The organism is Collinsella sp. HCP28S3_B9, assembly GCF_052066095.1.
Lineage (GTDB): Bacteria > Actinomycetota > Coriobacteriia > Coriobacteriales > Coriobacteriaceae > Collinsella.
In genome coordinates this window covers 1-12,874 of sequence record NZ_JBQHST010000042.1, presented here as the reverse complement: position 1 = coordinate 12,874, position 12,874 = coordinate 1, and the positions used below count along the sequence as shown (strand labels likewise).

Sequence of the window (12,874 nt, the reverse complement as noted above, 5' to 3'; positions counted from 1 at the left end):
GGCGCGGCTGCGCCTATGGCACTTCAACATCATTGTCGCAGCCCCGACCCGCGGTCACGAGCGGGGGCTCCTATCTTTTTAGTGCCCTCGGATTGGGTCATAGTGTCTGTCCGTCCTCTACTTGCGGCGTTGTCTTGCTCCGAATGCGGCCCGCTCGCTGCCGTTGCCAGAGTAGTCATTGGGGACGTTCTTAAATGACTAGTCGAAAGGGACACTCTTGCACCAAATCTGCTGACCCACATCGGGCTCGTCCTGTACTTTACCGAGATAAAGTGAACGTGCAGATTCGTAACCCATTCGCAACCGTTCTATGGCACGATATTGAACGAATGCATGCTATGCGCCCAAATTTTTTGGGCAGAGTGGGAGACAGTATGGTCAAGCTGTACGAGGACGGCATCTACCTGCGCGGCGGCAGCGAGGTTGTGCCTGCGGCCGAGGCTGCCGAGCGCGGTATTACGCAGACGCCCGAGGATGCCAAGCGCGGCACCATCGCGTATTCGATCCTCCAGGCACACAATACGTCCGGCGACCCCGAGGCGCTCAAGATTCGCTTCGATGCCATGGCGAGCCACGACATCACCTTCGTCGGCATCATCCAGACGGCGCGCGCCTCGGGCATGGAGCAGTTCCCGCTGCCCTACGTGCTCACCAACTGCCATAACTCGCTGTGCGCCGTGGGCGGCACCATCAACGAGGACGACCACGTCTTTGGCCTTTCCGCGGCTAAGAAGTACGGCGGCATCTTCGTCCCGCCGCACATCGCCGTCATCCACTCCTTTATGCGCGAGAACTTCGCCGGTTGCGGCAAGATGATCCTGGGCTCCGACTCGCACACCCGCTATGGCGCCCTGGGCACCATGGCCGTGGGCGAGGGCGGCGGCGAGCTGGCAAAGCAGCTGCTGCGCGACACCTACGACGTTGCCTATCCCGGCGTCGTCGCTATCTACCTCACGGGCGCCCCGCGTCCCGGCGTCGGCCCGCACGACGTGGCGCTCGCCATCATCCGTGCCGTCTTTGCCAAGGGCTATGTCAAGAACAAGGTCATGGAGTTTGTGGGCCCCGGCATCGCGAGCATGACGACCGATTACCGCAACGGCGTCGACGTCATGACCACCGAGACCACCTGCCTGTCGAGCATCTGGGCCACCGACGAGGACACGCACGCGTTTTTGGCCATGCACGGTCGCGGCGACGACTACCGCGAGCTCAAGCCCGCCGATGTCGCCTACTACGACGGTTGCGTCGAGGTCGATCTGTCGAGCATCAAGCCCATGATCGCGCTGCCATTCCATCCTTCCAACGGCTTTGAGATCGAGGAGCTCAACGAGAACCTCGAGGACATCCTGCATGAGGTGGAGCTCGAGGCCGCTAAGATCGGCGAGGGCAAGACGCACTTTAGCCTGATCGACAAGATCGTCGACGGCAAGCTGCACGTGCAACAGGGCGTTATCGCCGGCTGCTCGGGCGGCAACTACGACTCCGTGGTCCAGGCTGCCCGCGTGCTCAAGGGCGCCAACACCGGCTGCGGCGAGTTCTCGCTGTCGGTCTATCCCACGAGCCAGCCCGTGGCACTCGAACTTACGCGCCGTGGCTATATCTACGACCTTATGGAGGCCGGCGCGATCGTGCGCACGGCGTTCTGCGGTCCGTGCTTTGGCGCCGGCGACACGCCTGCCAACAACGGTCTGTCCATCCGCCACACCACGCGCAACTTCCCCAACCGCGAGGGTTCCAAGCCGGGCAATGGTCAGCTGAGCGCCGTGGCCCTAATGGACGCTCGCTCCATTGCGGCGACAGCTGCCAACGGCGGCGTCCTGACGCCGGCGACCGACCTGCCCGAGGAGACTTGGGACGAGGCCTGCGAGTACACCTTTGATGACGCGCCGTACAAAAAGCGCGTGTACTGGGGCTTTGGCAAGGCCGAGCCTGCCGACGAGCTGGTCGAAGGCCCCAACATCAAGCCGTGGCCCGCGATGGAGCCTCTCGGCGACGATATCCTGCTCAAGGTGTGCTCCAAGATCATGGACCCGGTCACCACGACCGACGAGCTCATTCCCTCGGGCGAGACGAGCTCCTTCCGCTCCAACCCGCTGGGCCTGGCAGAGTTTACGCTCAGCCGCCGCGATCCGGCCTACGTGGGTCGTTCCAAGGAGGTCGACGCCGTGGAGAAGCGCCGCGTTGCCGGCGAGGCGGCAGGCGATCTGGCGGCACTCGATGCCGAGCTTGCCGGCGTGTTTGAGGCGCTGGCCGGCGCCGGCGTCGTGGCCGATGCCAAGGCGACCGAGTACGGCTCCATGCTCTATGCCAAGAAGCCCGGTGACGGTTCTGCCCGCGAGCAGGCCGCGAGCTGCCAGCGCGTGATTGGCGGTCTGGCCAACATCGTCCACGAGTACGCTACCAAGCGCTATCGCTCCAATGTGATGAACTGGGGCATGGTGCCCTTCCAGATGGAGGCCGAGCCCAACTTTGAGGTGGGCGACTACGTCTTTGTGCCGGGTATCCGCGCTGCGCTCGACGGCGATCTGCAGAACATCGCCGCCTACGTGGTGCGCGCCGATGGTGCGGTCGAGCAGATTGAGCTCTACATTGCCGATATGACGGCTGAGGAGCGTGCTATCGTCAAGGCCGGCTGCCTGATCAACTACAACAAGTTCAAGGCCGCTGCCGAGTAACGCACTTAATTGTCCGCCCGGGGCTTATCCTTTCCCGCCCGCTCACGCGCTTCGCGAGGGTCGCCCGAGGGAAAGGTGTGTCCGGGGCTACCGCGACGTTCTCGTTGGGTCTTGAGGGACGCTAATAAATAGACTTGCTTGATGCCGCCTCTGTTAATGGGGCGGCTTCTTTTTTGTCGAGAACCGCCACAAAGGGGGCAGGCACCTTTGTGGCGGTTCTCGGTTTGTCTCGACATGTAACATCTTGGCCGCTAAAAGTGGGCCTGGTGTTACAGATTTAGATTTTCGATTCGGGTGTCTTCTGTTCGTCTCGATTTGTAACAGATAGAGCTCTATTTGCCGAGTAGATGTTACAGATTGAGACAAACGGGTGCCGCTGGTCATTTCATCTTGATTTGTAACATCTGGAGCCATAAACAGCTGCTAGATGTTACAGATTGAGATAGTAAGGGGACGAGACCGCAGCGGGTGAGCGTGCCTGCTCCCTATCTCTTAATCACTCAGAAAATCTTATATATAGAGACTTAGATTTGTGTATAAGATTGTACAAAGCTGGCAACAATACTTCTCGGACAACGTGAAGCCGCCCCGTAGGGCGGCCGCCCCAAGAGAGGTGATTCCATGAGAATCGATAAGCTAGCAATGACGTCGCGCGAGGCGTTGCAGACCGCCATGAGCACGGCTGCCGACGCACAGGCCGGCGCGGTGGAGCCGATTCACCTGCTGTCCGCCCTGCTCGGTGCCGGCGAGCGCAATATCTCCGTGATTATCGAGCGCATCGGCGCCGACCCAGCCCAGCTTGCACACTCCACGCAAGATGCCATCGACCGCGCACCCAAGGTTTCGGGCGAGGGCCAGCAGATGGGCCTGTCCAACGAGCTCGTCCGTGTCATCGATAAGGCCGAGAAAAAGGCCACCAAGATGGGCGACAGCTTTGTAGTGACCGAGCATCTGCTGATGGCGCTTGCCGAGGACAAAGGTGAGGCGGGCCGCGTGCTGCGCGATGCCGGCGTTACCAAGGAGCGTGTCGAGCAGGTCTACGAGGAGCTGCGCGGCGATGACCGCGTGACGTCCGCCGAGGACAAGACACAGTTTGAGGCACTGGAGCAGTACGGCCGCAACATCTGCGACCTGGCCCGTGCCGGCAAGCTCGATCCGGTTATCGGCCGTACCGACGAGATCCGTCGTACTATCCAGGTCCTGTCCCGTCGCACCAAGAACAACCCTGTGCTCATCGGTGAGCCGGGTGTCGGTAAAACGGCCATCGTCGAGGGCATCGCCCAGCGTATCGTGGCCGGCGACGTGCCGAGCACGCTGCGCGACCGCGACCTCATCGAGCTCGACATGAGCGCGCTGGTCGCCGGTGCCAAGTACCGCGGCGAGTTCGAGGACCGCTTAAAGGCCGTGCTCAAGGAAGTGCAGAAGTCCGAAGGCAAGGTCATCCTGTTCATCGATGAGCTCCACACCATTGTGGGCGCGGGTGCCACCGAGGGCTCCATGGACGCCGGCAACATCCTCAAGCCTGCGCTCGCCCGCGGCGACCTGCACGCGATCGGCGCGACCACGCTCGACGAATACCGCAAGTACATCGAGAAGGACGCGGCGCTCGCCCGTCGTTTCCAGACCGTTATGGTCTCCGAGCCTACCGTTGAGGACACCATTTCGATCCTGCGTGGCCTCAAGGAGAAGTACGAGATCTTCCACGGCGTGCACATTACCGATAGCGCGCTCGTGGCCGCCGCCGACCTCTCCGATCGTTATATCGCCGACCGCTTCCTGCCCGACAAGGCCATCGACCTGGTCGATGAGGCCGCAAGCCGTCTGCGCATGGAGCTCGATAGCATGCCGGTCGAGATCGACGCCACCACGCGTCAGCTCACCCAGCTGCAGATTGAGGAGCAGGCACTCATGAAGGAGACCGACGACGCCTCCAAGGAGCGTCTGGAGACCCTGCGCCAGGAAATCGCCGAGGTCCAGGAAAAGCTCAACGTGCAAAAGGCCGGTTGGCTCAACCAAAAGAACGCCATCGACCATGTGCAGGAGCTCAAGGGCCAGCTCGATGAGGCCAAGAGCGAAGAGGAACGTGCGACGCGCAGCGGAGACTTGGGCCGTGCGTCCGAGCTGCGTTACTCCGTGATTCCGGGTCTGCAGCAGCAGATTCAGGATTCCGAGGCCGCGCTCGAGGCACAAAAGCAGCAGGACGGTGAAGGCCTCAACGAGCAGGTGACCTCCGACGAGATCGCCGAGGTCGTGAGCGCCTGGACCGGTGTGCCCGTCTCCAAGATGATGCAGGGTGAGCTCGACAAGCTGAAGGGCTTGGAAGGCGAGCTGCATAAGCGCGTCATCGGCCAGGATGAGGCCGTCTCCGCCGTCGCCGCGGCCGTGCGCCGTAGCCGTGCGGGCCTCTCCGATCCGGACAAGCCCATCGGCAGCTTCTTCTTCCTGGGCCCCACCGGTGTGGGCAAGACCGAACTCGCCAAGGCGCTGGCCGAGTGCCTGTTCGATGACGAGCGCGCGCTCGTGCGTATCGACATGTCCGAGTACATGGAGAAGTTCAGCGTTCAGCGTCTGATCGGTGCGCCCCCGGGATACGTGGGCTACGACGAGGGTGGACAGCTCACCGAGGCCGTGCGCCGTCGCCCGTACTCCGTGATCTTGCTCGACGAGATGGAGAAGGCTCACCCGGATGTCTTCAACGTGCTGCTGCAGGTGCTCGACGACGGTCGTCTGACCGATGGTCAGGGTCGTCAGGTGTCCTTCAAGAACACGATCATCATCATGACGTCCAACGTGGGCTCCAAGGCTATCGCCGATCTTTCGGGCAAGGACGAGGAGGAGATGCGCCATCAGGTTGACGCGGCCATGGCTCAGACTTTCCGCCCCGAGTTCCTCAACCGTATCGACGATATCGTGGTGTTCCATCCGCTCGGCATGGCGCAGATCGAAAAGATCGTCGATATTCAGCTCGCCGACGTCCGCGCACGTCTGGCCAAGGAGCGCATGACGCTTGCCATCACCCCGGCGGCCAAGCAGATGCTCGCCGTGGGCGGTCTGGACCCGGTCTTTGGTGCCCGTCCGCTCAAGCGTCTGGTGCAGCGCGAGGTCGTGGACGCCATCGCCGCCGCTATCATCGACGGTACGGTGCGCGAGGGCGATCAGGTGACGGTTGACGTCGACAAGGACGGTGCCTTTACCGTCGTGTGCGATAACACGCCGTCTGCCACCTACGAGGTGCCTGACGCCGAGTAGATTGTTGGGCCATGCCTTAAAATCTACCTTTTGAGCCAAACGCCAAGGGCGGCGGATCCAATTGGGTCCGCCGCCCTTTTTCGTGCGACAATCGATGGTGTTGAACATGAGTACATGGCAAGGAGCTATGCAGATGAAAGACGAGAACGAGACGAACGCACCGGCGCCTGAGTCAGCGCCCGCCGCACCCAAGCCTTCGCCCAAGCCGGCACCCAAGCCGCGTGACCCCTACATCCGTGCCAAGAACGAGGACGACGACGGCTACGATCCCTACAGCGATCGCCGCCCCGAGCGCGAGCCGATGTTCGAAGCCGATCCGTGGCGCTAACTCCTGCAGGGTAGCTAATTTGGGACGGGGCTTTTTTAGCTGCCCCGGCTGGTAATGTGCCGGTTTAGTCGATTAACGGTCGGGGCAGCTAAAAAAGCCCCGTCCCAAATTAGCTACCCTCGCTGCGGCCGGCTAGTCTTGGGCCTTGATGCTTGGCATCAGAATCTGGGCGAGGTAGTCGGTCTCGAGTTTGGTCGCGGCGTCTGCCTTGCCGTCTTTACCGACCAGTACGTTCTTGATCTGGCTATAGGTATAGCGGTTGCCGGTTGTAAGCTCGACAAGCTCAATGGCCGTGTCCATGGGGTAGGTCGACACGGGGTCTTGCGTGCGCCCGTTGATGGTCTGGGGCACCACATACGGATATACGGGGCCGCTGGCGTAGACCGTGTAGCCGTTGCCAAGGCTTGCCGCACCTAAAACCGTATCACCCTTATCGGGCGTAAAGCTCTCGCCGTCGCGCACTGCGACAAGCGTCGCGATCGGCGTATTGCTGTCGCTGGCAAGATAGATGCACAGTGTATTGCCGTTTTGCCAAGTCGCGACTTTGCCGTACCACTCAACGGGAATATCGAGCTGATACAGGTTCGTTGCCTTATGCCGGGCATCGGCGTCGCGGGCCGCCTGCGCCTCGCGGGAACTCATGGCATTGACGGCGGCGTCACGGCGCGCGGTTGCCGCCTGCTGGAGCACCTTTGCGACCGCGGCAGAGCTCGCGCCGCCCTCCTCGGCGTACTTGGCCGCGGCATCGATCTGGTCGTCGGTCACCGTGTCTGCCGAAGGTACCTTAAGCTTAAAGGATGCCTGAGCGCTCAGGTCCTGCCCGTCGCTCTTTACGCTAACCTGCGCCTTGGTGGTTGGCACGGCGTAAATGGTACCGTCAGCTGCGATGGGGGACCCAGCGATGGAGAGCGTATAGTCGCCAGGCAGCAGCTTAATACCGCGACCGTGCTCATCAACATAGAGCGTCTCGCTCACGGAGGAGCCGTCAGAGTCTTGCCCGCTCACCTGCACGGGAATCTTGGAGCCGGTGGAGCAGTCGAGCCCTGCGGCATGTACGCCAATCTGCACCGACATCATGGTGTGGGCGTTGACGGCAGCGATGGCGGCCTGTTCTTGTTGGTATCCGTTCCAAGCGGCATAGCCCGCGCCGCCGGCAACGAGCGCGGCGGCAACGACGCCGGCAACCATCAAATTGCGTCGCTTGGGCGACATCTTGTGATGGCGAGCCTCGGCTTCGCGTGCCGAGGGAACGGACGGCAGGGGAATATCGCCCATGGCGATGGTCTCGTCGACGGCCGGCGCAGAACCCAGGCCAGGAAGCTCGCGGGTGAGCGAGTCATCGGCAGGCAAGCTGCCAAGCAGGGCGGTCTCTTCTCCCGAGGCGGATTCCGACTGGACGTCGTCCTTGCTATCGTCCTCTTCGGCTTCGGCCTCGTCAGAAGCGTCTTTGGCGTCGCTGCCTTCGTCCTCAGCGCCTTCGCGCACCTCGTCCTGCGCGTCGACGGCCAAATCGCTCAACGAGAGCTCGTCTAGCGCAATCCGGTCAAGGCTCTCCAGGGCCTCGGCACATGCTTCCGCATCCTGGGCCGCATCCTCGCGGCCACGTGTCTCATCGCTCATATATCCCCCAATGCAATATCGGCTCAACACTGTACCCAAAAATGGAGCCATATAAAGCGCATGCGAAATATAAGATCCGATTTAACCCGAGCGTATCGTTCGGCCGCATCCTCGCGGCAGCAAAAGGCCCCCGGAACGCGAACGAATCACGTTTCGGGGGCTCTGCAGTGCGTTGAGTTGCGCGGAGCCGGCTATGCCGCTTCGTGCTCAAGCGATGTTTGCGTCAGGCGCGTTACTCGGCGTGCGCGTAATCAACCTTGGCGCGACGGGCAGTGGCCTTCTCCCAATCGCTGGTGCCCTCAAAGACATCCTGCTTGTAGGGGTTGCGGCCGAGCTTCTTGGCACGGTAGGCGACGTAGATGATCGCGGCGATGTTGGCGACCAGTGCGACGATCGAGACCGCGGTGGCGGCGCTGGGGTCGAGCGTGGAGTGCGTCACAAAGATGGACTCCTCCTGGAAGTAGGGGAACACCTGGGCAAACATGCACCAAATGGCCAGCGTAAAGGCGCGGTTCTGGATCCAGCCGCCCTTGTTCCAGATAAAGGCGGCGACGGTGGGCGCCAGCAGCAGCGCAAAGCCGCAGAACCAGGAGTGGGTGGGCAGGCAGTTGTAGGTGTAGCAGAAGTTCCAGATATCGTAGGCGATGATGTAGACCCAGGTCATGTCGGGCCACAGCATGTCGGTCTTGTCCTCGGAGGCGTAGACGCTCCACCAACCGGTCATGCAGAAGATGTTGATGATGCCCGCGATGCCGTTGAACACGTTGTTCCAGCCGGCCAGCTGCGTAGCACCTTCGGAGGTGACCCAGGTGGACTCGCCCAGGACAAAGAAGTGATAGGCGCTCTCAAAGTCGGACACGACGGCGATCAAGATGTTGATGGCGACGATCACAAACGGCCATGCGCGGAACCAATGCGCCTTGCCGATCTTGCCCCACTGGTACTTAATGGCAATGAAGCCCCAGCAGCCGGCCAGCGCCGCGTATACCTTGGCGTAATGGAACCAGCTGTTCTGGTATACATGGGTGGGGTTGGTGAGCGCCCACTCGGCACCCTGCGAAACGCCGACGGCGATGGCGATGCAGTAGATGGTCATGGCCAGCGGAGCCACGCCAAAGATGATGGCCGCGCCGAGCTTGGTACGGCGGCCGACCTCGTTGAGTACGATCAAGCCGATAAAGACCATCGCCCAGCCGGCCCAGTGGATAAGGGTATCGCTACCCCAAACATCGAACAGCATGCTGCTCTCCTTTCATACGCCCGCGGCCCCTCTTCCGTCGCGGGCAGTTTGGCCAAATGTCATCAGTTCCTGGGCTTGCGCTCGGAATACTTGGCGGTGTAGCCCTCGATGTGGAGTGTCGAGGCGATAATCTCCTTAACCGTCTCGTCGGGCACATCGGGGTGCGTGCGGATGTACATCAACAGCCCCATGATGAGGGTGTAAAACGTCTCGTAGACATGGTCGATGCGCAGGTCATGATGGGCGACAAAGTCCACCACGGTGGTGTCGCAGATGTATTGCGCCACGCGCTGGACCACGTTGTGCAGAAAGCCGCCGTAGAGCGCGCCGCTGCTCGAGATGAGCGTGCTCGGCAGCTCGTGGCCGCTCACAACCAGGCGCTTAAAGAGCGGGGCGACGGTGTCGAGTGCGCCCTCGATATCACCGACGATGCGGCTGGCATTCCACTGCTCGAGCTCGGAGATAAAACCGTCGATTGCCTCGTCCATGACGGCGGTGACGGCGGCGTCCATGTCGACGAAGTAGTGGTAGAACAGCGAGCGCGTGCAGCCGGCTCGCTTGGTCACGGCCGAGACGGATAGATGGGACACGCCCAGCTCGGAGCTCACGGCGCGCACGGCGGCGAGAATCTCGCGACGGCGCTCGTCACCTGTCAGGCGCTTTGCCGCGCTGTCGGGCGTGGGGACGGCGTCGGCCACAGGGGTGTTCGCTGCGTTATCGCTCATGCGCTTGCCGCCTTTCATCCGTTTGGGCCCGACCGTTCGCCTAATAGTCTTGAATAGTGTTGACGGTTCGTCAATACTATTTTTGACATAATGTCAACAATGGCGGGTGAACGGCATGGGGGCATGCCCGGCCTGCAAAAAAGAGGGGCGCTGCGGCCTCGTCGGGCTGCGGCAAGAGAAGGGACAACCATGATTCTCAACGGACCGGGAATTAGCTACACCGAGCCCGACATCGGTTCGGAGTTCGTGCCGCCGCTGCCGGAGCATCCGCGCGAGGCCATTGTCAAGCTGTGCGAGCATTGCACCAACCGTCTACTGCATCGCGACGAGCTGCTGGGCTACGAGTACTGGTCGTTTGCCGAGGCCGCAACCGACGAGCAGGCCGAAGTGCTCTGCAAGATGAAGATGCGCCGTCCCTATACGCTGCCCGAGATGGTCAAGCTCACCGGCATGCCCGAGGCCCAGATCGAGAAGATGCTCGACGACATGAGCTACACGGGTCTGCTCGAGTACAACTGGGAAAATCCCGAGCGTGCCAAGCAGTGGGTACTGCCCATGCTGGTGCCGGGTTCCGCCGAGTTCCTCAACATGCGCGTGAGCCAGCTCGAGGAGCATCCGGTCTATGCCAAGTTCTTTGAGCAGGCGTCCAAGGGGCCGCTGTCCAAAGCCACGCCGATGGTGCCGCCCGGAGGCGCCGGCATCGGCATGCACGTCATTCCGGTCGAGAAGGCTATCGATGCTTCGAGCACCTCGGTGCCGATCGAGCATATCGAGCATTGGCTCGACAAATACGAGGGCAAATATGCCGCCAGCACCTGCAGCTGCCGCGCGAGCCGTCGTGTGATGGGCGAGGGCTGCGCCGACGACCCCGCCGACTGGTGCATTGCCGTGGGCGATATGGCCGACTATGTGGTTGAGACCGACCGCGGTCATTATGTGACGCGTGAGGAGGTCTATGACATCTTGCGCCAGGCCGAGGACAACGGCTTTGTGCACCAGATCACCAATATCGACGGCGAGAACAAGATCTTCGCCATCTGCAACTGCAACGTCAACGTGTGCTACGCCCTGCGCACCTCGCAGCTGTTCAACACGCCCAACCTGTCGCGCTCGGCCTATGTCGCCAAGGTCGAGAAGGACAAGTGCGTAGCCTGCGGTCGCTGCGTTGAGGTGTGCCCGGCCGGTGCCGTCAAGCTCGGCCAGAAGCTCTGCAGCAAAAAGGCCGGCGGACAGGTGCCCGAGTATCCGCGTCAGGAGCTGCCCGATGCCACCAAGTGGGACCACACCAAGTGGTCGCCCAACTACCGCAACGACAACCGCATCGAGACACACGATTCCGGCACCGCGCCCTGCAAGACGGCCTGCCCCGCGCACATTGCCGTTCAGGGTTATCTGAAGCTCGCGGCGCAGGGCCGCTATGACGAGGCGCTAGCGCTCATCAAGCGCGAGAACCCGCTGCCCGCTATCTGCGGCCGTGTGTGCAATCGCCGCTGCGAGGATGCCTGCACCCGCGGTCGCGTGGACGAGGCCGTGGCCATCGACGAGGTCAAGAAGTTTATCGCCCAGCGCGATCTGGATGCCGCGACCCGCTATGTCCCACCTGTGGTGACCCCGACGCGCGCCGGCGGCTTCGACCAGAAGATCGCCATCATCGGTGCCGGTCCGGCCGGCCTGTCCTGCGCTTTCTACCTGGCCGAGAAGGGCTACAAGCCCGTCGTGTTCGAGAAGAATGAGCGCCCGGGCGGCATGCTCACCTATGGCATTCCCAGCTTTAAGCTGCAGAAGGATGTTATCGAGGCCGAGGTCGAGGTCATTCGCCTGATGGGCGCCGAGTTCCGCTATGGCGTGGAGGTCGGTCGCGATGTGACGCTCGACGAGCTGCGCGAGCAGGGCTTTAAGGCCTTTTATGTTGCCATTGGCTGCCAGGGCGGCCGCCTCGCCGGTATTCCGGGCGAGGATGCCGAGGACGTGACCGTGGCCGTCGACTTTTTGCGCAAGGTCAACAGTGGCAAGATCGACGCGCTGTCCGGCCGCACCATCGTGGTGGGCGGCGGCAACGTGGCTATCGACGTCGCGCGCAACGCCTGCCGTCTGGGTTCCGAGCACGTTGAGATATTCTGCCTGGAGAGCGAGGCCCAGATGCCCGCCAGCGAGGAGGAGCGTCGCGAGGCCGTTGAGGACGGCGCCCACATCAGCTGCGGCTGGGGCCCCAAGGAGGTCCATCTGGACGAGGCCGGTCGTGTGTGCGGTATCACCTTCAAGCGCTGCACGCGTGTCTTTGACGACGAGGGCCGTTTTGCGCCCGAGTACGACGAGAACGACCTGCGTCGTGTCGACGCCGACCGCGTGGTCATGTCGATCGGTCAGTCCATCGTGTGGGGCGACCTGCTGGCTGGCTCCAAGGTGGAGCTTGGCCGTGGCCAGGGTGCCCTTGCCGATCCTCAGACCTACCAGACCGCCGAGCCCGACATCTTTGTGGGCGGCGACGTCTACACCGGTCCGAGCTTTGCCATCAACGCCATCGCTGCCGGTCACGAGGCCGCCGTGTCCATCCACCGCTTTGTGCAACCGGGCTCCACGCTCACCATCGGCCGCAACCAGCGCCGCTACATCGCGCTCGATCGCGACGATGTCGTGATCGAGAGCTATGACAACGCGAGCCGCGAGGTTGCCCACGTGGACCGCGAGCGCGAGAAGGCCGCGCCCTTTAGCGAGTACGTCGAGACCTTTACCGAGGAGCAGGTGCGCGCCGAGACCGCCCGCTGCCTGGGTTGCGGTGCCTCGATCGTCGACCCCAACAAGTGTATCGGCTGCGGTCTGTGCACTACCAAGTGCGCGTTCGATGCCATCCACCTGGATCGCGACCGCCCCGAGTGCTCCACGATGGTTAAATACGAGCAAAAGCTCCCCAGCTTGGGCAAGTACGCGCTCAAGCGTGCCATCAAGATCAAATTCGGGAAGAAGTAATGAAGTGGGGGGGCGGAGATAGAAAGGGGGGCTGGCCTCCAGGGCGGGGGGGCCCTGGTCACCCATCTTG

The 12,874-nt window shown here is 62.2% G+C and carries 7 protein-coding genes; 4 read left to right on the top strand and 3 right to left on the bottom strand.

What is annotated here, in order from left to right:
• The first annotated feature begins 374 nt into the window (after positions 1-374).
• The 3 genes from ACTNBB_RS08690 (at position 375) to ACTNBB_RS08680 (ending at position 6,252) form a co-directional block, all read left to right on the top strand.
• Positions 375-2,675 (top strand): hydratase, encoded by a 2,301-nt coding sequence (locus tag ACTNBB_RS08690; RefSeq protein WP_441057848.1) that lies wholly within the window; start codon positions 375-377, stop codon positions 2,673-2,675.
• Between the two features lie 621 nt (positions 2,676-3,296).
• Positions 3,297-5,924: an ATP-dependent chaperone ClpB gene (gene clpB / locus ACTNBB_RS08685; RefSeq protein ID WP_441057844.1), complete on the top strand. Its 2,628-nt coding sequence runs from the start codon at positions 3,297-3,299 to the stop codon at positions 5,922-5,924.
• A 133-nt stretch (positions 5,925-6,057) separates the two neighbouring features.
• Positions 6,058-6,252, top strand: coding sequence for a hypothetical protein (locus ACTNBB_RS08680; RefSeq protein ID WP_441057841.1), 195 nt, complete (start codon positions 6,058-6,060; stop codon positions 6,250-6,252).
• Positions 6,253-6,384: 132 nt separating this feature from the next.
• On the opposite strand, the gene ACTNBB_RS08675 is transcribed toward ACTNBB_RS08680, so the two are convergent.
• The 3 genes from ACTNBB_RS08675 to ACTNBB_RS08665 form a co-directional block, all read right to left on the bottom strand.
• Positions 6,385-7,872, bottom strand: coding sequence for a hypothetical protein (locus ACTNBB_RS08675; protein ID WP_441057838.1), 1,488 nt, complete (start codon positions 7,870-7,872; stop codon positions 6,385-6,387).
• Between the two features lie 232 nt (positions 7,873-8,104).
• A complete protein-coding gene (locus ACTNBB_RS08670; protein ID WP_441054594.1) occupies positions 8,105-9,112 on the bottom strand; it encodes a DUF5692 family protein in 1,008 nt (335 codons plus the stop codon).
• Between the two features lie 62 nt (positions 9,113-9,174).
• Positions 9,175-9,837 carry a TetR/AcrR family transcriptional regulator gene (locus tag ACTNBB_RS08665; protein ID WP_427719312.1) on the bottom strand — a complete coding sequence of 221 codons (663 nt, stop codon included), beginning with the start codon at positions 9,835-9,837 and terminating at the stop codon, positions 9,175-9,177.
• A gap of 189 nt (positions 9,838-10,026) precedes the next feature.
• On the opposite strand from ACTNBB_RS08665, the gene ACTNBB_RS08660 reads away from it, so the two are divergent.
• The gene (locus ACTNBB_RS08660; protein WP_441057835.1) at positions 10,027-12,804 is read left to right on the top strand and encodes an FAD-dependent oxidoreductase; all 2,778 of its coding nucleotides are present in this window, start codon (positions 10,027-10,029) and stop codon (positions 12,802-12,804) included.
• The last annotated feature ends 70 nt before the right edge of the window (positions 12,805-12,874 follow it).